20 protein-coding genes, 2 riboswitches and 1 other annotated feature are annotated in these 20,970 nt (G+C 33.9%); of the genes, 8 read left to right on the top strand and 12 right to left on the bottom strand.

Annotated features, from left to right (window positions below):
- Positions 1 to 6: 6 nt before the first annotated feature.
- Together cobJ and ACWV26_RS09325 are read right to left on the bottom strand one after the other, a co-directional pair.
- Complete coding sequence (gene cobJ, locus ACWV26_RS09330; protein WP_455898066.1) at positions 7 to 1,677, bottom strand: precorrin-3B C(17)-methyltransferase; 1,671 nt, start codon at positions 1,675 to 1,677, stop codon at positions 7 to 9.
- Between the two features lie 279 nt (positions 1,678 to 1,956).
- Positions 1,957 to 2,322: a (2Fe-2S) ferredoxin domain-containing protein gene (locus ACWV26_RS09325; protein WP_455898065.1), complete on the bottom strand. Its 366-nt coding sequence runs from the start codon at positions 2,320 to 2,322 to the stop codon at positions 1,957 to 1,959.
- Between the two features lie 155 nt (positions 2,323 to 2,477).
- Positions 2,478 to 2,670, bottom strand: a riboswitch (cobalamin riboswitch).
- Positions 2,671 to 2,894: 224 nt separating this feature from the next.
- Positions 2,895 to 3,079: riboswitch (cobalamin riboswitch) on the top strand.
- Between the two features lie 173 nt (positions 3,080 to 3,252).
- On the opposite strand from ACWV26_RS09325, the gene ACWV26_RS09320 reads away from it, so the two are divergent.
- Genes ACWV26_RS09320 through ACWV26_RS09305 form a run of 4 tightly spaced genes read left to right on the top strand, consistent with a single transcriptional unit; the run spans position 3,253 to position 5,948 of the window.
- The gene (locus ACWV26_RS09320; RefSeq protein ID WP_455898064.1) at positions 3,253 to 4,011 is read left to right on the top strand and encodes an energy-coupling factor ABC transporter permease; all 759 of its coding nucleotides are present in this window, start codon (positions 3,253 to 3,255) and stop codon (positions 4,009 to 4,011) included.
- Positions 4,011 to 4,319 carry an energy-coupling factor ABC transporter substrate-binding protein gene (locus ACWV26_RS09315; protein ID WP_455898063.1) on the top strand — a complete coding sequence of 103 codons (309 nt, stop codon included), beginning with the start codon at positions 4,011 to 4,013 and terminating at the stop codon, positions 4,317 to 4,319. The genes ACWV26_RS09320 and ACWV26_RS09315 overlap by 1 nt, the downstream gene beginning before the upstream one ends.
- Positions 4,306 to 5,097, top strand: coding sequence for a cobalt ECF transporter T component CbiQ (gene cbiQ / locus ACWV26_RS09310; RefSeq protein ID WP_455898062.1), 792 nt, complete (start codon positions 4,306 to 4,308; stop codon positions 5,095 to 5,097). Before ACWV26_RS09315 ends, cbiQ begins: the two co-directional genes overlap by 14 nt.
- Entirely contained in the window at positions 5,094 to 5,948 is an 855-nt protein-coding gene (locus ACWV26_RS09305; RefSeq protein WP_455898061.1) for an energy-coupling factor ABC transporter ATP-binding protein, read from the top strand. Before cbiQ ends, ACWV26_RS09305 begins: the two co-directional genes overlap by 4 nt.
- 57 nt (positions 5,949 to 6,005) lie before the next feature.
- On the opposite strand, the gene trpA is transcribed toward ACWV26_RS09305, so the two are convergent.
- The 7 genes from trpA to ACWV26_RS09270 form a co-directional block, all read right to left on the bottom strand.
- Complete coding sequence (gene trpA / locus ACWV26_RS09300; protein ID WP_455898060.1) at positions 6,006 to 6,788, bottom strand: tryptophan synthase subunit alpha; 783 nt, start codon at positions 6,786 to 6,788, stop codon at positions 6,006 to 6,008.
- Positions 6,788 to 7,987 (bottom strand): tryptophan synthase subunit beta, encoded by a 1,200-nt coding sequence (gene trpB / locus ACWV26_RS09295; RefSeq protein WP_455898059.1) that lies wholly within the window; start codon positions 7,985 to 7,987, stop codon positions 6,788 to 6,790. Before trpB ends, trpA begins: the two co-directional genes overlap by 1 nt.
- The gene (locus ACWV26_RS09290; protein WP_455898058.1) at positions 7,968 to 8,603 is read right to left on the bottom strand and encodes a phosphoribosylanthranilate isomerase; all 636 of its coding nucleotides are present in this window, start codon (positions 8,601 to 8,603) and stop codon (positions 7,968 to 7,970) included. The genes trpB and ACWV26_RS09290 overlap by 20 nt, the downstream gene beginning before the upstream one ends.
- Positions 8,600 to 9,391 (bottom strand): indole-3-glycerol phosphate synthase TrpC, encoded by a 792-nt coding sequence (gene trpC / locus ACWV26_RS09285; RefSeq protein ID WP_455898057.1) that lies wholly within the window; start codon positions 9,389 to 9,391, stop codon positions 8,600 to 8,602. Before trpC ends, ACWV26_RS09290 begins: the two co-directional genes overlap by 4 nt.
- Entirely contained in the window at positions 9,388 to 10,416 is a 1,029-nt protein-coding gene (gene trpD, locus ACWV26_RS09280; RefSeq protein ID WP_455898056.1) for an anthranilate phosphoribosyltransferase, read from the bottom strand. Before trpD ends, trpC begins: the two co-directional genes overlap by 4 nt.
- 35 nt (positions 10,417 to 10,451) lie before the next feature.
- Entirely contained in the window at positions 10,452 to 11,825 is a 1,374-nt protein-coding gene (locus ACWV26_RS09275) for a chorismate-binding protein (protein ID WP_455898055.1), read from the bottom strand.
- Positions 11,826 to 11,894: 69 nt separating this feature from the next.
- Positions 11,895 to 12,112: a binding site (T-box leader), on the bottom strand.
- Between the two features lie 164 nt (positions 12,113 to 12,276).
- Positions 12,277 to 12,927: an alpha/beta hydrolase gene (locus tag ACWV26_RS09270; protein WP_455898054.1), complete on the bottom strand. Its 651-nt coding sequence runs from the start codon at positions 12,925 to 12,927 to the stop codon at positions 12,277 to 12,279.
- 158 nt (positions 12,928 to 13,085) lie between these two features.
- Here ACWV26_RS09270 and ACWV26_RS09265 point away from each other — a divergent pair, with 158 nt between their 5' ends.
- Together ACWV26_RS09265 and ACWV26_RS09260 are read left to right on the top strand one after the other, a co-directional pair.
- Positions 13,086 to 14,240, top strand: coding sequence for an acyl-CoA dehydrogenase family protein (locus tag ACWV26_RS09265; protein WP_455898053.1), 1,155 nt, complete (start codon positions 13,086 to 13,088; stop codon positions 14,238 to 14,240).
- A gap of 201 nt (positions 14,241 to 14,441) precedes the next feature.
- Positions 14,442 to 14,699 (top strand): hypothetical protein, encoded by a 258-nt coding sequence (locus ACWV26_RS09260; RefSeq protein WP_455898052.1) that lies wholly within the window; start codon positions 14,442 to 14,444, stop codon positions 14,697 to 14,699.
- 189 nt (positions 14,700 to 14,888) lie between these two features.
- On the opposite strand, the gene ACWV26_RS09255 is transcribed toward ACWV26_RS09260, so the two are convergent.
- Together ACWV26_RS09255 and ACWV26_RS09250 are read right to left on the bottom strand one after the other, a co-directional pair.
- Entirely contained in the window at positions 14,889 to 16,598 is a 1,710-nt protein-coding gene (locus ACWV26_RS09255) for an aryl-sulfate sulfotransferase (RefSeq protein WP_455898051.1), read from the bottom strand.
- A gap of 460 nt (positions 16,599 to 17,058) precedes the next feature.
- Complete coding sequence (locus tag ACWV26_RS09250; RefSeq protein WP_455898050.1) at positions 17,059 to 17,289, bottom strand: hypothetical protein; 231 nt, start codon at positions 17,287 to 17,289, stop codon at positions 17,059 to 17,061.
- A gap of 189 nt (positions 17,290 to 17,478) precedes the next feature.
- Between ACWV26_RS09250 and ACWV26_RS09245 the strand changes: the two genes are divergently transcribed.
- Positions 17,479 to 17,775: a hypothetical protein gene (locus ACWV26_RS09245; protein ID WP_455898049.1), complete on the top strand. Its 297-nt coding sequence runs from the start codon at positions 17,479 to 17,481 to the stop codon at positions 17,773 to 17,775.
- Positions 17,776 to 18,004: 229 nt separating this feature from the next.
- Positions 18,005 to 18,535 (top strand): hypothetical protein, encoded by a 531-nt coding sequence (locus ACWV26_RS09240; RefSeq protein WP_455898048.1) that lies wholly within the window; start codon positions 18,005 to 18,007, stop codon positions 18,533 to 18,535.
- Between the two features lie 66 nt (positions 18,536 to 18,601).
- Here the strand turns inward: ACWV26_RS09240 and helD are convergent, their stop codons facing one another.
- The gene (gene helD, locus ACWV26_RS09235; protein WP_455898047.1) at positions 18,602 to 20,944 is read right to left on the bottom strand and encodes an RNA polymerase recycling motor HelD; all 2,343 of its coding nucleotides are present in this window, start codon (positions 20,942 to 20,944) and stop codon (positions 18,602 to 18,604) included.
- Positions 20,945 to 20,970: the final 26 nt, after the last annotated feature.

Here is a 20,970-nt window from a genome sequence, read left to right as displayed (position 1 = left end):
CCTAAATCAGTCTCCACATGGAGCTGGTTCGATATTAATTTTTGGTGCGATATCTTGATAAACAAATCCTTGTATTTGCTTTACTCTTTTGAAGTATTTAAATAGTCGCTCATTTGGATGTGCATTTTCTTTATACTCTTTGATAATGCTCGTAATCACATCAACGATTTTGTCTGGTTCAATACCTTCCGCTACAGGTTGTCCAGCATGCGCTGTTCTTCCAACGGGTTTTGCTCCCAAGAACAGATCAAATTTCCCTTTTCTATAGATGATGCCAATATCTTCAGTTACCGCTTTATAACAAGCCATTCCGCATCCATTAAAGCCAATTGTTAATTCTTTCGGTAACTGAACGCCACCTAATTTTTCTTGTATTTCTTCTGCATAAGGAATACCACCCGTTTTTTCACCGTCACAGAAATCGCATGCTTTTAATGTCAGTACATCTCCAACTGGTGATAGTAGGAATCCAACTCCTTGTAGCTTATTCGTAATGCTCTCTGGATTTGAAGTTGGAATCTTTAATACGATTTGATGATTTGGTGTATATTCCATTGTTCCTTTTTCTCCAACTACCATTGCTAATGTCATCATTTGTTCAGGTGTGAATTTTTTATTTGCTACACCCGGACTTACGGCTAATTCGAAAATTTCTTCAAAGTTTTGATGTACGTACTGAGAAGTTTTGGGTTGTTCTCCAGTTACACGTTTTAATGCTTCCATCGCCATTTCATACGAGCTAATTTTTGGTAATGAAGGGTTTACAGCTTCATTCATTTGAACATTTGTTACTTTTTCAGCAACTGCAACAGAAGATTGCGCTCGTTGAACACCGGTTTCTTGATCCATCGCCCAAGGTTCTGCTTCTGCTTTTAATCGTTGATGTGGTTTTAAAGATTGTTTCTCTGTGTTCAATGTGTATTTTCTTTGGTAACCACGAGGAGTAATCATTTTATTGTCATAAAGGAAAGTTGAAGAATTCCCAATAATAACTGTTGTTAACATACCAATATCATGATCTAACATTTCCGCTAGATTTGTGATGATAATATGTTGACGATCACGATAAGCGCTTTTTACAAGACCAACTGGTGTTTCAGGAGATCTGTACTGAAGTAGAATTCGTTGTGCCTCTACAATTTGGCGTGTTCTTCTTCCGCTTCGAGGGTTATACAGTGCAATAACAAAATCGGCCATTGCTGCTGCTTCTACTCTTTTAGCGATTAGATCCCATGGAGTTAAATGATCACTCAAACTGATAGTACAAGAATCATGCATTATCGGAGCGCCAAGTAATGAACCACATGAATTAATAGCAGAAATCCCAGGAATTATCTCTATAGGAACCCCATTTGCTTCCGACCACCCTTTTTCGATTAAAACCTCATATACCAAACCTGCCATTCCATAAACACCTGCATCACCACTTGAGATTACAGCTACTTTTTTACCAGCTTCCGCTTGGCGAACGGCTTCTTGCGCCCTGGATACTTCTTCTGTCATTCCAGTACTGATGACAGTTGTTTCATTTTTTATTAAATCTTGAACGAGTTCTACATACGTTTTATAACCAATAATAAAATCGCTATCTTGAAGGGCTTCAACGGCTCTTGTTGTAATATGTTTAAAATCCCCAGGTCCAAAACCAACGACATATAGTTTTCCTTGTTTTGTCACGTGTAATCACTCCCTATATGATTTATCCCGCATTAACCGACAGTAAGACCTTCACCCCAAGTTGAAGGGTTTATATAGAAAATATATGAGGGTCAAATACCAGTAAACGCCCTTTTGATGAGATACAATGAAACTTACTGATGCGTTTGCACAAAGTTAGTTGAACCAATAGAGTTCGTACTGTCGATTGATTTGAAGCATACACTTGAAATCTTAGAAACAGTAGACCGGGATTAACAATCAGTGGGGATAAAACCTTCCACTGACTGAAGTTTCACTTTATTTGCTTTTATCAATTCCAGTTATGGAGGCAACTTTTGGGTTCAGAATCATTTTCCCATCTTTCATTTGGTAGATTGTGTTTTGCTTGTTATGTTGTGTAATACAATCTCTTACAATTTCGCGACCTATTTCAGAAGTCGATGCTTTATACCAGCTTCCTTGCGGATAAGCAATAACGATACAAGCATCCTTACATCTTCCATTACAACGCGTTCTTGTTGTATGAATTTGTTCATCTAAACCTAAGTGTGCAATTTCATCTCGAATTGCCACTGTTATATCTTCAGCACCTTTTCTCATACATGAACTTCCATTACAAATGAATAAATGACTTTTCATACTAGCTAAATTCCAAGTTGTCATATAAATCCTCCAATTCAAAAATTTTCTTTAGAAAAGGAAAGAAAAAAACCTTAATTCAAAGAATTAAGGTTTAAAAACTAGAGAATTCAGAAAATTATCATATGTACATAACAACAATCTGCTTATTAGTCTTTACCTTTCCCTCCGAAAAGTATCATACATTACATTTAAAAGCAGGTTTCCTGGCTTCACTTCACTTTACTCTGATCTCTTCCCAGTCACTAACTTCGACCAGTGAGTACGCATCATTTCATCCATGTAACAGTAGCGGGGGCTGCATCGGACTTAAACCGATTTCCCTATTATCCCTTATATTCTTATAAAGGCACTTTTAAAATTCTATGAAATTGTATAATTTAGTAAATTTAAAACTTAAAACAATCATATACCATTTTTTAATAATTTCAAATATATTTTTTTGAATCAAACAATTTATATGAGTTTTATGTACTTAATTTGTTAGTAATTTAAACTTTTAACTTTTCTATGTTCATCTTTTGTAAAAAAATTTATTTATAAAAAATTTAGTAGAATTGAAAATATAAAAATGATACACTTGGGGAGTAATCTTACAATTCAATAAACTTTATGGTGCTAAATTAGTTTATTTAGCTTAATAGGGAAGTTTGTGAAATACAAACGCGGTCCCGCCACTGTAAAGACGAGTTTTGTTCTTAGATGCCACTGTCAACGATGGGAAGGTTAGAACATAATGATGACTCTAAGCCAGGAGACCTGCCAAAAGTGTGGATTCGATTCAGCCTACGAGGATAGGTGTGAGAATAGATATGCTTTTACATTTGGTATTGGTTTACTATTCGTTTACACTTCTTCAGTTCGAGGAAGTGTTTTTTTATGTCCTACAAAGTATTAAAGGGGTGGCGTCAAATATTATCTAACAAATGAATACGAATAGAGAGGGAAAAATTCATGAAAATAGTAAAAAAATTATTAAATTGGAGACTTATTTATTTTCTTACGGCAATCATGATCGTGCCAAAACCTGCTTTTGCCATGCACATCATGGAAGGATTTTTACCTGTCGAATGGGCCATTTTCTGGTGGGCTATAACTATTCCATTTTTAGTCATTGGATTCCGTTCAATTCGAAAAACAATTATTGAAAATCCGGAAACTAAGATGATGCTAGGTTTATCAGGAGCCTTTGCATTCGTTTTATCTGCACTGAAAATACCATCTGTAACAGGTAGCTGTTCTCATCCTACCGGTGTAGGTCTTGGTACTGTTCTGTTTGGTCCATTTGCAATGAGCATTGTTGGTTTTATTGTTCTATTATTTCAAGCTTTGTTATTAGCACATGGTGGTTTAACGACTTTAGGAGCAAATACATTTTCTATGGCAATCGTAGGTCCGCTTATTTCTTATGGTGTATATAAAGGAGTGGCCAAATTGGGGTTATCATTCTCATTTGCGGTATTTTTAGCTGCTTCTCTTGGTGACTTGGGTACGTATGTTGTCACATCAATCCAATTAGCACTTGCTTTCCCATCAGAAGTGGGTGGCTTCATTGCCTCTTTCACTAAATTTAGTAGTATCTTCGCTCTTACACAAATTCCGTTAGCAGTGAGTGAAGGTATTCTGACTGTTGTGATTATGAATTTTTTACAAAAATACAACTTAGCAGAATTAAATGCGCTAAAAGTATTTAAGAAAGGTGCACAACAATAATGAAAAAAAATCTTCTCTTAATTGCAATTGTTGTTATATTAGCGATTTTCCCTTTGCTTTTTCAAAAGGGCGCTGAATTCAGTGGTGCTGATGCTGAAGCTGAGGCTACAATTAATAAAATTGATATAAATTATCAACCATGGTTTTCAAGTATTTGGGAACCACCAAGTGGCGAAATTGAAAGTTTATTGTTCAGTTTACAAGCTGCTATTGGTGCTGGATTCATCGGATATTTTATCGGACTTTCTCGTGGAAAACATAAAAAATCAGAAGGAAAAGTAGGCAAAGGTAACCATGCTACTCATTGATCAATACGCTTATATCAATCGACTTGCAAAGATCCATCCAGTCGAAAAAATTATATTTGCTATTTTTTTATTATTATTTTCATTATCTGTCAAAGACGAGCTAGTTTCACTAATCACATTTTTTGTAATGAGTTTTATAACAGTTGTTGTAGCTAAAATTCCTTTGTCATATTATTTGAAAATGTTATCCATACCTACTTTTTTTCTCATTAGTAGTTTGATAAGTATTTTAATATCATTCACTCGACAAGCTGAACTAATCCATAGTGCAATTTGGCAATTCCAATTGCACAACTGGACAATTTACATTTCAGAACAAAGCGTTAAATCATGTATCCAATTATTTTTTTCAGTCTTGAGTAGCATAAGTTGTTTATATTTTTTAACGTTAACGACGCCTGTTCATGATATCATGCAGGTTTTAAGGAAATGTAGAATACCTCAATTATTAATTGAATTAATTGAACTTACTTACCGTTTTATATTTGTTTTTTTAGAAAAATCGATTGAAATTTTCCAATCACAAAACTCTAGACTAGGATATTTATCTGTTATCCGTAGTATGCATTCATTAGGGATGCTTATCTCTTCATTATTTGTTCAAGTCTTTCAACGGTCTACAGAATTATCTATGGCCATGAATGCTCGTGGTTACGATGAATCCATAGTTTTTCTTGAAGATTGTTACAAATATTCAAGGAAAAATTGGATCATTATTCTCTTTATCATTTCGCTAATTATGGTTGTTTATTTTCAGTTTGGGGGCACTCTGGTTTGAATGAATTATTTTTTAATATTCAGAATCTAACGCATACATATGCTGATGGGACGAATGCGTTACATAATTTGTCTTTGACAATAGCCAAAGGAAAAAAGATTGCGTTACTTGGTAATAATGGCGCTGGAAAATCTACATTATTTCAACACTTAAATGGTCTTTTGCACCCAACAAAAGGTACGATTTTCTTTCAAAATCAGCCAATAAAATATAATCGAAAATCATTACTTGCATTACGTTCTCACATTGGAATCGTATTTCAAGATCCAGATTCTCAACTTTTCGCCGGAAATGTTCGCCAAGATATATCTTTTGGTCCATTAAATCTTGGTTGGCCAATTGAAAAAGTTACTGAAATGGTTGAATGGGCAATGAAAGAAACAGAAGTAACTCATTTACAAGATAAACCAATTCATTTCTTAAGTATTGGTCAAAAAAAGAGAGTTGCAATTGCTGGAGTGTTAGCAATGAATCCTGATGTATTTATTTTGGATGAACCAACTGCTGGACTTGATCCCTATTATGCAAAGCAAATTTTACACTTATTAAATTCAATACATTCAGATAATAAGACGATTATTTTATCCACTCATGATGTTGATTTTGCCTATGAATGGGCGGATGAGATTATTGTAATGAATAATGGAGAGGTAATTTACCATGAGAATCCATATGATATTTTTCAAAATGAATTGCTACTTAAGAAAGCACATTTAGATAAGCCTTGGATATTTGAAATGGCTCAAGTTTTGCAATCAAAAAATGATTCCATAGAAACCGTAAATCTACCTAGAAGTAAACAAGAGTTAGTACAATTATTAAATTCAAAATTAATCAATAGCTATTGTTAAAAAACACCTCATGATGAATTACATCATGGGGTGTAAGTTTTAAACTTTGGAGGTGATCTACTCTCCTACGGTTACTTTCGGTAGCAATTCTTTAATGAATTCTTTATTTCCTTCGTGGAAAGCTTTTACAATAGCACTTCCAACGATTACGCCATCTGCCATTGCGCCCATTTGTTCAACCTGCTCAGGTGTTGAAATACCAAATCCAGCTAGAACAGGGATCTCACTCATTTCTTTTAATGTTTTGAAATGATCTTCAAGTGAATTTCCAAATTCATTTCGTACACCAGTAATACCATTTACAGTTACCGCATAGACAAAACCTTCTGATGCTTTTGAAATTTTTTCTATTCGCTCTTTCGGACTTGTTAGAGAAACTAATTGGACTAACGCGATTGATGTGTTTTGAAGATGAGCCGTAATAATTTCAGCTTCTTCGACAGGTACATCCGGAATGATTAAGCCACTTATGCCAATTTCTTCAGATTTTGCTACAAACTTTTCAATTCCATATGCGATAATTGGATTGATGTAACTCATGATAATTAGTGGTACTTTGACTTCATCTTTAAACTTCGCAATTTCTTCTAAAATTACGTTTAGATTAACGCCTTCTTTTAATGCACGATTACCAGCATCTTGAATAACAGGACCATCAGCTACAGGATCACTAAATGGAATACCTACTTCAATTGCTGTAACGCCTTCTTGTTGTAAGAAAAGAATTTTATCGCGGAGGGAAGATAAACCACCATCTCCAGCCATAATGTATGGAACAAAAGCCTTTTGTCCTGCATTTACTTTTCCTTCAATTGCTAGTTGTAATGGTTTTGTTATCATTATTTTTTGCCTCCTAGAGCTTCTCTTACCGTTTCAACATCCTTATCTCCTCTTCCTGATAAGCAAATGACAAGAATTTCGTCAGGACTCATATCTTTCGCAATTTCTACTGCACGGTAAATTGCATGAGCACTTTCTAAAGCTGGAATTATCCCTTCAGTACGTGACAATAATTGTAGACCTTCTAATGCTTCATCATCAGTAACAGCGGAATATTGAATACGACCTATATCATGTAAATAACAATGTTCAGGCCCTACCGCTGGGTAATCAAGCCCAGCTGAAATCGAGTGAGCTTCTTGGACAAATCCATTTTCATCTTGCAATAAATAAGTATATGCCCCATGTAATACGCCTTCTTTCAATTCGGCAAAAGCAGATGCATGAAGCCCTGTTTGGATACCACTACCCGCTGCTTCAACACCATATAATTTTACAGTCTCGTCATCAACAAATGGGTGGAACATACCAATCGCATTACTACCACCTCCAAGACAAGCAACTACTGCATCTGGTAGACGGCCTTCTTTTTCAAGAATTTGTTTACGTGTTTCTACACCGATTACTCTTTGGAAATCTCGGACAATTTTTGGAAATGGATGGGGTCCAGTTGCAGATCCTAGGATATAATGTGTATCTTCCACATTTGTAACCCAATAGCGAAGCGCTTCATTGACCGCATCTTTTAACGTACCTCCGCCTTGATCAACGGAAACAACAGTTGCGCCAAGTAATTCCATACGAAAAACATTAAGTGCTTGTCGTTTGATATCTTCTTTCCCCATAAATACAGTACAGTCTAAATCAAAAAGAGCACAAACAGTAGCAGTTGCAACCCCATGTTGACCGGCGCCTGTTTCAGCAACGATTTTCTTTTTACCCATTCTTATAGCCAACAATGCTTGGCCCAATGCATTATTAATTTTATGTGCACCAGTATGATTTAAATCTTCTCGTTTCAAGTAAATTTTCGCGCCACCGATTTTTTTAGTTAAACTTTCAGCAAAGTAAAGTGGATTTTCACGACCTACATAATCTTTTAAATAGTATTGTAATTCTTTATGAAACTCTGGATCTTGAGTAGCTTCCTCGTATGCCTTTTCTAATTCACTCAAGGCAGTCATTAATGTCTCAGGCACATATTGACCACCAAATTTACCATATCGTCCCGGTTTTTGCTCATTTAGTTCTTTCACCATTTAATAAACTCCCCTTTTTAACTGCATTAATAAATTCAGTAATTAATTGATTATCTTTTTGTCCGTCTATTTCTACTCCACTCGAAACATCAACCATATCTGCTCGAGAAATCTCGATTGCGTTTTCTACATTCGCAGCTGTTAATCCACCTGCTAAAATGACTTTTGAATTAATTAATTTTGGATTATTCAATAAACTCCAATCAAATACTTTGCCACTTCCTCCTGCAAACTCGATTCCAGGAGCGTCTAATAATAAATAATCTGTTTCATAGGTTAATGAAAAATCAATATCTTCTTTACTCTTTATAGAACATGCTTTAATCGATGGTAGTCCGATATTCTTGATTTCTTCATTTGTTTCATTACCATGGAACTGTATCAAATCTAGCGGTACTTCATGATAAGCTTTTAATATAAATTCTTCTGATGCATTTACAAATACACCAATTTTCAAAATATTTTCAGGAATTAGTTTCGCTAATTGTGCAGCTTTTTCTATCGAAATTTGCCTTTTACTTTTGGCAAAGACAAAACCGATTGCATCAGCACCTGCTTCAACTGCAGCTTTAACATTTTCCTCTTTCATTAATCCACATATTTTCACCTTGGTCATGGCATCATAACACCTTTTGGCACTTGAAACGATTGCAATGTAGTTTCGATTTGATTGCTACGCATAAGCGTTTCGCCCACAAGAATTGCACTTGCGCCATGACTCGCTACAAACTTAGCATCATCTGGTGTTTTAATCCCACTTTCACTGATTAATACTCGTTCTTCATTGAACGGGAAATGCTTTGAAAGTTCTGCAAAATGGTGTAAATCTACTTCGAATGTTTTCAGATTTCGATTATTGACGCCGATTATTTTCGCATCAATCTCTAAAGCTAGTTGAAGTTCTTTTTCATCATGAACCTCTACCAATATCTCTAAATCTTGATTTTTTGCATATTGATATAGTTTTACTAACTTCTCTTTTGTTAATGCTGCTACAATGAGTAAAATAACGGATGCCCCATTTGCTTTTGCATAGTCAATTTGAATTTCGTCAATGATAAAATCTTTGCAAAGAACAGGTATTTGTACAGCGTGTGTTACATCAAATAAATCCTCAAATGTTCCTTTGAAAAAGGGTGTATCGGTTAAAACAGAAATACAAGCTGCACCAGCGTTTTCATATTGTCGTGCTTGTTTTACCGGTATAACTTCATTATTAATATTTCCTTTTGAAGGTGAAGCTCTTTTAATTTCTGAGATAATTTGCAAACGATTCGCACCTTTTAACTTTTCGTACAAAGATGGTTTTTTTACATGTTCAAAGCTTTGTTGTAAGGATACACTTTTTAATCTTTGAACTTCATTTTCTTTTTCAGCAATAATTCTATCTAATATAGTTGTCATGAGATTTTCTCCTTTTTATGAGCATCGCTAAATGCAATGACAGCTTCTAATTTATCCAGTGCTTTACCTGACATGATCGTATCAATAGCTAAATCCACACCATCTTTGATTTTGTCGACAGTACCATAAGAAAATAGCCCAATTCCTGTATTTAACGCCACTGCATCAAAATATGCATCTCGTTTACCTTTCAATAATTCCCTTAAAATGATGGCATTCTCATCCGGGTTACCACCTCGAACAGCTTCCAATGTTGCTTCTTGTAGGCCTACTTCTTCAGGGCGAAGTGAGAAAGGAATTAAATCATCATGATCTACTAACACAAACTCATTTTGTCCCGCAAGTGATGCCTCATCCATCCCCCCCGCACCAGTTACTACTATTCCTCTTTTACGGCCTAACATTTTCATCACTGTTGCATATTCCATTAGAAAATCTCTACGATAGATTCCTGTAAATTGTGTCTCCAAATCAACAGGGTTTGTTAATGGACCTACAAGATTGAAAATTGTCGGTTTACCGATTTTTCTCCTCACTTGACCAATTCGTTTTAGCTTAGGATGTACATTGGGTGCATATAGGAATGTAACATTTTCTTGTTCTAGCAACTCTATTGTTTCTGACATTGTGAAATCTGTATGAATTCCTAATGCTTCTAAAACATCAGAACTGCCTGCTGCACTTGAAATTTTCCGGTTACCATGTTTTGTTATTTTTGCACCCGCTGCAGCTAATACAATGGCTGAAGTTGTACTGATATTAAAACTTTTACATCCATCACCGCCTGTTCCACAGTTATCCATATAACTTCCAAACGGTGTTGGAACTTCTAGTGAAAGAGATTTCATAACAGTAGCAAGTGCTGCAACTTCTTGTGCAGTTTCACCTTTTTTAGATAAGGCAATTAAAAATGCTTCAATTTCTTCTAGTGGTGTTTCATCTTGAAACATTTTTTTGGATGCATCTAACATTTCCTCATAATATAAGTGTTCGTTTTGACTTACTTTTTCAATTGCATGTTTCATTGAAAAACGCTCTCCTCTCTAAGCTAAACTTTTCTCTACTCTACATTTGATAATGATGTTAATGACGTGGTTTTTTCATTTGTCTCCTCGAATTCTCTTTCTGCGATGGAGTCTTTAACAATCCCAGCACCAGATTGAATGTGGGCAATCCCATCCTTTAATAACATTGAGCGTATCGTAATTGCAAAATCTATATTGCCATTAAACCCTATATAACCAATAGCACCACCAAATATATTACGATGTGTTGTCTCAATTTCATCAATCATTTCGATTGCCTTTTTCTTAGGTGAACCTGTGATAGCGCCTGCTGGTAGGGATGACATTAATACGTCTAATGAATGATAGACTGGTGATAATTTACCTTGAACAGATGAAACTAAATGCATGACATGTTCGTACCGTTCTAACTTCATATATTGTTGAACTTGTATGGAATCAGTTTCACTTACTTTTTGTAAATCATCTTTTGCAAGTTCAACCAACATAGCATGCTCTTGTTGTTCTTTTGTGTTATTTAGTAATTCTTTTGCAAGTAGTTGATCTTCAACATCCGTATTTCCTCTTTTTCTCGTACCACCAATTGGAGTAGTGGTGATTATTTCGTCTTGCACTTTAATTAGGCTTTCAGGTGAAGTTCCCAAAATAATATGATCATCAAAATCCATGTAATACATATATGGTGACGGGTTTTGTTTTCTTAATTTTCTGTATATGGAGAATGGATTTCCACTGTAAGTTGCTTGTTGCGGTCTGGATAAAACGATTTGATCTAATGCTCCTTTTTGAATAGATAATTTCGATTTATTTACTTGATCTATAAATTGTTGTTTCGATACCTCACTAGTAAATTGTGAGAGTTGATAATCTTCATTTGACTCATCTATTGGTGTTTGAATTTCATTGATAATCGTATCTAAATCAACTTTTTGTTGTTCTGGATTAACTTCCGTATGGATTACAGTAATTTCATCTTGTAAGTGATCGAATACAATCATCGTTTCGTATATATAAAAGTTGACATTTGGAATATGTAGATCATTTTGATGACGACTTTCAATGATTGACCCATATGAAATATACCCAACTGCTCCACCAGTAAATGGGAATTCATCTGGTCCGGTGATTCTTGGCATAACTCTCTTTAAAAGTGTAAGTAAATCTCCTTCATAGCTATATTCTTTTCCTGTATGAAACTGTTTTTCGATTAACGTATTGCCACTTCCACTATAGGATTTTATAGGGTTAGCACCAATCATCGAATAGCGTCCGGAATTTTGAAATTTGGAATCAGATTCAAGTAAAAATTTACGTTTTCCTTTTAATCTTTGGAAAATCAATATTGGGGTCAATATATCCCCGTTAATCTTTTTAGTCGTTGTGCGAAAACTTGCTTGTTCGATCATCATCATTCATCTCCTATTTTTATGCTCGAAGTTTGAGAAAAATAAAAAAGTCCTCATGAAAGAAATCTCTTTCATGAGGACGATGTAGACCGCGTTGCCACCTCAAGTTGAAGTTGTTATATAACTTCCGCTTAAATATCCGTAACGAGGATTAATCGTCATCCGCTACTAACGATGTGTTGACGGATGCTCTCATAAGTCCATTCACATATCCCATTGATCAGCTTGCACCATCCGCTGACTCTCTTGGCAATGATTAATATGCTACTACTCTTATTCTTCAATTTCTCGGCTATGCTCATCATTTCTAATCTCAACTCATAAGGCCAACCTTGCTATCAAAGTTGCTACCTATTCGAACCATTAATTTAATGTAATATTATAGTTTTGAATTCCAATTGTCAACCATTTTTTAAAATCTCTTTTTGGAATCTTTTATTTTTTCTTAACATTCCTATGCCTTTTTCATCTGTTCTTTTAAAAATACAATCAATGCTTGTTGAATTTCAGGTGTGACACCGTGTCCATCTTGGAAATTCTTAAATGTTACAATTGCACCTTGTTCAGTGAAGAAGTCTCTACTTGCTTCTCCCCATTGATATGGTAATACATAATCCATTAAACCATGAGATATAAATACTGGCATGTCAGAAACTGAGTGCTTATGGTATTCATTTTGAACGAAATCTGGTAGATAACCACTTAATGCAACAATCCCTGCTACCTTTTCTTTACCCATCGCAAAAGCTAATGATTTCGAAAGAATTGCACCTTGGCTAAAGCCCATTAAAAAGATTTTTTCAGCATCTATTGGGTATTCGATGATGGCTTCCTCGATAAATTTCATAATCTGCATAATAACTTGGTCAAAAACTTGTCTATGCGGTTTACCAAATTCCTCTATTGTAAAAAACGCATAACCTGGTTGTTGAATAATAGGACCTTGCAAACTAAAAATATGGCATTGGTCTTTAATTTCATCAAGTAATCCAGGTAAATCTTGTTCATTACTTCCCATTCCATGCATTAGGAAAATTGCAGGATATAATTTTCCAGTTTCCATGTTACTTGGAGCTGTGTGTAAAAATGTAAATGGTGAATTCATCAATATCTTCCTTTCAAGATAACATTCGACCTTATAATAGCATACTATTTTCATTACACCTAACAAGCTAACTTTTTCGCTTAAATAATTTCTAATCTAATTCATAGAAAGTCAGTAGAGTTTAGATGTATGATAGATGATAGATATGGAGGCGTTATATGATGGAGAGCTTTATTCGAACAGAAGAACAACGAGAACTATTAGCGAAAATCGAGAAACTAATTCCTATATTTAACGAACGGGAAACACTACTCGATGCTAGAGGTTCATTTCCATTTGAAAATATTACTGACTTGAAACAAATTAAATACAATACCCTAACATTGCCAACCCAATTTGGTGGCCAAGGTATGGGATTATATGAATTTATTTTGGCTCAAGAAGCGATAGCTGAAGGATGCGGTTCAACTGCCCTTTCAATAGGATTTACGAACGGAATTATTTTGGAATATGTAGAAAGCAAGCATTGGAATTCAGAGGCAGCGACAATCCTTTTAGAAGCTGTTACAAATGGAGCACTCATTAATACAGCATCATCTGAAAATAATGCAGGAAGTCCATCTCGAGGAGCACTTCCAACAACTACGGTAGTACGCGATGGTGATGAACTAGTTGTAACGGGAGAAAAAATATTCACAACTGCAGCACCAGCGTTAACCCATTTCATTATCACTGCGACTAACGAAAATAACGAAGTAGACATGATTCTAGTCCCAAGCACTACAGAAGGAGTATCTTTAAAGGATACATGGGATTCCCTTGCAATGCGTGGAACAGCAAGTCAAACTGTTATTTTGGACCATGTTCGTGTTCCAGATACATACGTCTTGCAAACTGGTAAACAAAGAGCGAATGGTGCGAAAGGTTGGATGTTGCATATCCCTGCATGCTATATCGGAATCGCAAAAGCAGCACGAAATTATGCGTTAAACTTTGCGACATCCTACATTCCTTCATCACTTGGAAAACCAATTGCAGAAGCACCAAATATTAAGCAAATGATTGGTGAAATGGAACTTACACTTGCTACTGCCAGACATATGCTATATGGAACTGTGGAACGCTATGAACACAGTACGGATAAGGCGTTATTTAAAGAACCATTAGATGTTACCAAAATCGAAGTCACAAACGCTGCTATGAAGATAGTTGATCTTGCGATGAGAATCGTCGGTGCAAGAGCACTATCTGAATCAAATCCAATGCACAGATACTATTTGAATGTTCGTGCTGGTTTATATAATCCCCCAATGCCTGATGTGATTCAAACAAAATTAGCAAATGAAGCGATTGAGGAATTCAAGAAAAAATAAAATAATTATAACCTTCTGGCTTGGTTCCAATCAAAGAACCAAGCCTTTAATATTGCTTCTAACACCTAAATTAACCATCAAACACTGGTGTAAATAGTAAGAATTTTTACTTTCATCATTTTATCTATTTTATTTTCATACATAAAATATTAGAATTTAGTGAAAACGATTGATTAGCAAATATTTTATTGGGGGGATTAAATGAGGGAATTTTCGGGAATTACTTCCTTATTTTTCTTATTAACTAGTATATGTACAATCTTTTTTGCACAGAAATTTGATTTCACTTTAAATTATCTCTATCAGATTTTAATAATTACATATTTACTTTCTTGGTTCTTTGCACTTTATGCAAAGAAAGGTATTTGGAAAACACTCTCTTTCATTGCTTTAATTCTCTTCTCATTAGTGATTATTGGGTTCTTCTTACTTATGACACTTCTTTGGAACCAACCTTAAATACTTTTAAAGGTCATCTTGTGTTCAATAACAAAATGACCTTTTTATTTATATATCAAGCTTTCAACAAAATTTTTCCAGTATAATTTATACTTTCCATCAAATCTACAAACAAAAGAATCCCGCTAAAAAAGCTATTAAATACAGCTTTTAAAACGGGATCCTTTGTAGTATTTTGCATACTTAAGGTTATTCTAAGATTTTTTTATATAGTTTTACGAAAAATGGGTTCTTCTGTAATGAGTACTGCCATTCATCATTATATAAACTTATGCGTTCTGCACGATAAGCTCTAGCACCTAGTGGGAATTTTGTAACATATGCTTCCATTGATACTTTTCCATCACCATCTACTTCGAAAATGCCACTTCGAGTATCATGATCCATATAACCAAAATCGACTAGGCGATGCTTAGAATCATTTAACCAACGTGTACTTCCGACTACATTCGTAAAATACGCTGGACCAAATTGTTGACCAAATGACCAAACTTCTTTTACAGTTTTATCTTTTTCATTGATGCGGTATTGAACACCACGACTAAATGTTTTGGATAACTTTTCATCACCACGAGTTACGACAACATTATTATCGTAAAGCAATAAATCCATTGTATCCTTATTATTGTCTTGATCTGGTAAAATTACCGGTGCATGCTGGCCTGCATTAAATTTAACGTCTCCAACAGGCATAAATAAATATTTCTTATATTCCTCAGGCCATTTTTCTGGTGATGCTAATATCCATTTAATCTTATCCGTTTTGTAATCAAGTTTCATGACAATATCTTGGTTTCGTCCTGAAACAATTATACTTTGATCCGAATCATCATAAACGATGGCATTTTGATGGAACCAATCGATTTTGCCATCCTCACGAACCGTGCCTGTATAGTTTTCATAAAATTCTTTCGGTAGTATATTTTTTAAGTCAATTTCCTTTTCTATATCGCCAGTTTCACGATTTAGTTCGATCATGACATCTTCTATATACTTAGAATCACCATTTACAGTTAACAATAAGTTATGATTTGGTAACTCAATAGCATCATGATGAATCATGGTTGCTTCTGCTGCTGCAGTATCTTCATCTATTCCTTCATTTGAACTGTTCGCTATATTAAAGTCATACATATGATACAGTTTTCCTAAAAAATCCATTTCAACAAGCACATTATAAGTACTAGCACCATTATTCTCTTTAGTTAAGAATAAGATATGGCCATTTTCAAGTTGTTTAAATACATGACTGTTGTAATTTGAACTGTACCAACGTACATCGCCATTTGTATCAAAAGCATAAGGGTATTTAGTACTTGGAACTACAAAAGTCAAATCGCTACTTTTTATATCAACTTTATCTTTATTAACTTTTTTTATATCAATCGTTCCTATATATTTAGGTAATGCTGCTGTTTGAATATGAATAGTAGTTGATTTCTTTTTACCATCTTCTGTTTGAGCAGTAATGATTACCTCATTGTTTGTATCAGCATATAAGCCAAGGATAGGTAATTCATGTAGTTTTTCATATTTTGAAAAACTATGCGAGATATTGGCATCCTTACTTTTCCCTTTTACAGTTACATTGATTTTCGCTTTTTGATCTGTCTCAAAAACAGCTAATGCAGATAATGGTGCACGATTGTAGGGGTCTAGTACAACATAGGGTTTACTAAATGAATAGTTTTCTTTCTTGTAATTTTCAAGATACAGTTCATCTTTTCCAGCTTGTGATAATAATTTTGTGTTTTTAACTGTAACTTGAATTCCAGCCATCGCTTTTCCTACATGATCCTTTGTTGCAATATATTCTTTATATCCTTTTATGGAAAAAACTGATGCAACAATTACTACTACTATAAAAAGTGAGACTAAAAAAATAATTCTTTTTTTCAAAAAATCTTCTCCTTCCACTTCAATAAGTTTATAGGGTGAGTATGTCAGTTTTGTTTCATTTAATTATCAATTCCCAATGAGAATATATTATTATTGTAATATAATTACAAATACTATATTGTTTATTACAAACTTATCATTTCTATAACAAAAAACACTGAATATATGTAAATAATTGTTTTATATACCTCTTTTAGCTATATTTCTTAACCACTTTTCAGATTATTCAAATATAACAATTATTCTATAATCTTATTTTAATGATAAAAAAATCCCTAAATAATGGATTGGGAGGTAATTATTCAGCCATATCCACCATTTAAGGAACAAAGTTCGCCTATTAAATTAAATTAATTTTAAGGTAAGAATTAAAAATGTTAAGAAACAGCAAAACAATAATCTGAAACTTGAGTTTTGTAAAAATAAGATTACTTAGTAATAAAAATATTACATAAGTTGATTAATGCATTTCACATTTTTTTAGATAAATTTTCTCAGCGAAAAAGGAAACTACTAGTGCAATAAAAATAGGTAATAATGAACCAGCCTCAAATGAAAAACCTTCAGAGTTATTTATGAATTCGTAATGAAATGTTAACCAAGAAATTTCAATAAGACGCCCCAAACAAAAGAGAATTGCTACAGTCACGATGAAAGAAGAAAAACCGACAAAAAACTTTTTGAATTTCATTTATAATGCCTCCACAAGCCTTTTATATTCTATACAATTGATATTCGTTAAAAGGTACACAAAATTTCCAACAAATTTTTGACTTTATTTATTTTTTTTACTAATTAAATCCGGTTTGTTGTCATATTATTTTATAAAGGCTTTCAATGTCAGTGAATCAAAAAACAAATAAAGTATGGAGGTTTCCGATTGAACAAACGGCAGATAAACTTGATTTCAAGTATTTGCTTTATTGGTACAGTTGCCTCGTTTTTAGTTTGTTTGTTATTAGATCGGTATGCAAGCTCATCTATTGAAAATAATAATTATGTTGGGTTATTATGGTATATTTTTTATGTTCTCGTTTTCACTTCTCCGCTTGCAGGGGTACTCATTGCTTCTATGGGGAAAAGAGGCTCCATGAAAAAAGGATTAATTTTAGGTAATCTAATCGCTTTTCTGACATTATCAATTTTTGTATCAAGTTTAGTTTATCATCATTTTTAAATAATACGCAAAAAGCTCAATTTCTTTTTTGAAATTGAGCTTTTTGTTTTATCCTCATTATTTTTAATCTGTTATAATTTTGTCTTTATTGCTTTATTTTTATTTTTTATATAGACTATCGAGGTTTATACTTTTAAAATTCTTTTAATACATATATATGTATGAATGAAATAATGGTTTTGTTTCAAACTATATATAGAAAAATTCTAATAGAAAAGGACAATTTAAAATGAAAAAATTATTTATTGCTTTATTTTCATTTTCTTTCATAGCAATGTTTACGGTTCACACACAATTAGTAAAAGCAGCGGAAGATTTCGAAAAATACTACTATGATATTGGCTATAAAGATATTTCCACAGCACTTGTAGAGAGTAACAAACATTTTCACAAGAATATTTCATTGCCCTCTGAACTACCAGCAATTCCTTTCACACATGCTTTTGGTCGACTAAGTGATTTAGATGGACAAGAAAATGATGGGCTTGAATTTGCCTTTATTAATGAAGATTCTCCGCATAATCTTTACAAAATTACTATTAATCCTAGTGAGTACAAACTTCCCTTTGAACAAAAGAATATTAACCAAAAAGTTAAATTGAAAGATGGAAGTGAAGCGATTTTTAGTAAAACCTTCACTAATTTCAGTTCATTGGCATTCGAAAAGAATGGGTGGCAATATATATTGAGTGTGGATCAAGCAAGTGACAAGGAAATAACCATTGAAAATCTGATTGGCATAGCGAATTCTGTTAAATGATAGTTAAAATCTATAGTAAAGACAATAAAAGACCTGGATCTATGCGAATAGATCCAGGTCTTTTCATTATTTAATTAGACCATTGAATAATTTTTCTTGTGGAATGTTTTTAAGAAATGGGCTTGGTTCGCCTACGTTGTACAGTTCTAAGAAATGCATTGCTCTAGTGCATGCTGTGTAGAATAATCGTCGAAGACTTTCATCTCCGTATTTATTAGCTGAAGCATCATAAATGATGACTGCGTCGAATTCGATTCCTTTTGCTAAATACGCAGGTATGACAACAATCCCCTGTTCATATTCAATCGCTCCATGCTTCACAAGCTTGATATCTTCAATATCTCTCAATGCATCAAAAGCATTGACGCATTCTTTAGCAGATTTACATATAATAGCAATCGTGTTATAATTTTTCTTTCTCAATTCGAAGACTTTGGTTACGATATTACGATGTAATTGGTCAAAGTCAGATACTTGAGCGATTTTGGGAATATCACCGTCACGATTAAAGGATTGAATTCGGTTACCATTAGGTACAAGTTCTCTTGTAAATTCAGTGATTTGCCGAGTAGATCTGTAACTGCAAGATAGTTTAATTACTTCCGTCTCATCTTTACCATATAAATTTGTAAGTGTATGAAAATCTACTGTTTCACTTGCATGGGCAAATATAGCTTGGTTAAAGTCGCCAAGTACAGTCATTTTAGCATTCGGAAATAATTGCTTCATAAATTCAAATTGAAACGGAGAATAATCTTGCGCTTCATCTACAAATACATGCTTAATTGATGTATTTGTTTGAAATCCTTGAATCATCTCTTTTAAAAGTAAAAATGGAGTAGCATCCTCGTAATTCAGTTTTCCTTCACTTAGCATTTTCAATGTCATTTGACAAATTTGCGTCCATTCATCGGGTGTTTTCTCATTACTCCACATATTTATTTGGGCAGGATTTAAGAAAAGCTGTTTGTATATACCTAAAAAATCTATAAAACGGTATGTTCGAATATGATTACGAATTGGTTTTAGCTTTTTGCGAACAATCATACGAGCTAGGAATTTACGTTCTCTTTCAAAGTCGTCAAACGAATCATCCGAATCTCCTCTTTTTTTCTGTAAGTAGGTGTGAGCCTTTTGATAGTCCTCATTACTTAATAATTCAATTTCATCCTGCACCCACTGTTTTTTCAACTCAAGCTTTTCCATCTCATTTATTCGCATATTAAGCCATTCAATCACTTTTTCTATTTTATTTGAAAAACGAATTGAATGATCGGTATTATAAAACCTTTCCGCTATTTGCGAACTTGTGATGATCGATTTTCCTCTGAATTTTATTCCTTTAAATAACATCCCAGTCGATTCAAGAGACTTTCTGTATGATTTGATTGTTTCAAAAAAACTAGTCGATGCCTTAAATCTTATGCCTGCTGCTCTAACCTGATATGAAGCATCACCTGTTTTAGTTAATACATATTCCAATTGCTCAAAGGGACCTTCTAATTGAAATGTATTTCCTAACCTATGATCCAAGTACTCCTGGAAAGTGACCTGTTGCATATTCTCTTCTCCAAGTTCTGGTAATACATTGGATACGTAAGTATTAAACATTGAGTTTGGAGAGAATAGAACAATTTGATCAGCTTTTAACTTATCACGGTATTTGTAAAGTAAATAAGCAATTCGTTGAAGTGCAGCTGAAGTCTTTCCACTTCCTGCTGCTCCTTGAACAATTAGAAGTCGACTGTGATCGTGTCGAATAATTTGATTTTGTTCTTTTTGAATGGTTGCCACGATACTATGCATATGTTTGTCTGTGCCTTTGCCTAACACTTGCTGTAAAATCTCGTCTCCAATTGTGAGACTTGTATTGAACATTGATTGGAGTACACCATTTCTTATCATATATTGCCACTTTTCTTCTAACTCACCGTGAATAACTCCTTCTGGTGTATTGTATTCGGCAGGACCAGGAGCATAATCATAATAAACACTTGATATTGGTGCACGCCAATCATAAATCAAAAAATTTTCTCCAGAAGAATCTGTTAGTGTGGAGATTCCGATATATATTTTTTCTACTTCTGATCCATTTTCATTAAAATCAATGCGACCAAAATAAGGAATATCCTTCATTCTTTGCAATACAGAAAGTCGATTGTAGGAGTGTCGATGAATACTTTGATTGACTGATAAATCTTGTGCTTGTTGTCTTAAATTAATAATCGTTTCGAGATAATCATCAAATGTATCAGTATTGACTTTTACTTCATCCCAAAAATGTTTCCGGAAATGAATGACTTCATCTCGTTGCCGCCCTGTATCTTTTTCAGTCTTACTAATTTGCTCTTCAATTGTATTCATAACTTGATTCAATCGTTCTTGCTCATGTTTAAGATCTGTATTCATATTATGCACTCCTTAATAAATGAATT

This window comes from Rummeliibacillus sp. JY-2-4R (genome assembly GCF_053847205.1).
The sequence above is the reverse complement of the archived record's forward strand: the minus strand, read 5'-3'. Positions and strand labels throughout refer to the sequence as shown.

Bases quoted from the DNA above. Each gene is read 5' to 3' on its own strand.
- ACWV26_RS09275 (WP_455898055.1), bottom strand. From the start codon at position 11,825: ATGATGATCGAACAAGCAAGTTTTCGCACAACGACTAAAAAGATTAAC.
- cbiQ (WP_455898062.1), top strand. From the start codon at position 4,306: ATGCTACTCATTGATCAATACGCTTATATCAATCGACTTGCAAAGATC.
- trpA (WP_455898060.1), bottom strand. From the start codon at position 6,788: ATGATAACAAAACCATTACAACTAGCAATTGAAGGAAAAGTAAATGCA.
- ACWV26_RS09315 (WP_455898063.1), top strand. From the start codon at position 4,011: ATGAAAAAAAATCTTCTCTTAATTGCAATTGTTGTTATATTAGCGATT.
- trpB (WP_455898059.1), bottom strand. From the start codon at position 7,987: ATGGTGAAAGAACTAAATGAGCAAAAACCGGGACGATATGGTAAATTT.
- helD (WP_455898047.1), bottom strand. From the start codon at position 20,944: ATGAATACAGATCTTAAACATGAGCAAGAACGATTGAATCAAGTTATG.
- trpD (WP_455898056.1), bottom strand. From the start codon at position 10,416: ATGAAACATGCAATTGAAAAAGTAAGTCAAAACGAACACTTATATTAT.
- ACWV26_RS09290 (WP_455898058.1), bottom strand. From the start codon at position 8,603: ATGACCAAGGTGAAAATATGTGGATTAATGAAAGAGGAAAATGTTAAA.
- ACWV26_RS09265 (WP_455898053.1), top strand. From the start codon at position 13,086: ATGATGGAGAGCTTTATTCGAACAGAAGAACAACGAGAACTATTAGCG.
- ACWV26_RS09240 (WP_455898048.1), top strand. From the start codon at position 18,005: ATGAAAAAATTATTTATTGCTTTATTTTCATTTTCTTTCATAGCAATG.
- ACWV26_RS09320 (WP_455898064.1), top strand. From the start codon at position 3,253: ATGAAAATAGTAAAAAAATTATTAAATTGGAGACTTATTTATTTTCTT.
- ACWV26_RS09260 (WP_455898052.1), top strand. From the start codon at position 14,442: ATGAGGGAATTTTCGGGAATTACTTCCTTATTTTTCTTATTAACTAGT.
- trpC (WP_455898057.1), bottom strand. From the start codon at position 9,391: ATGACAACTATATTAGATAGAATTATTGCTGAAAAAGAAAATGAAGTT.
- ACWV26_RS09325 (WP_455898065.1), bottom strand. From the start codon at position 2,322: ATGACAACTTGGAATTTAGCTAGTATGAAAAGTCATTTATTCATTTGT.
- ACWV26_RS09250 (WP_455898050.1), bottom strand. From the start codon at position 17,289: ATGAAATTCAAAAAGTTTTTTGTCGGTTTTTCTTCTTTCATCGTGACT.
- ACWV26_RS09270 (WP_455898054.1), bottom strand. From the start codon at position 12,927: ATGAATTCACCATTTACATTTTTACACACAGCTCCAAGTAACATGGAA.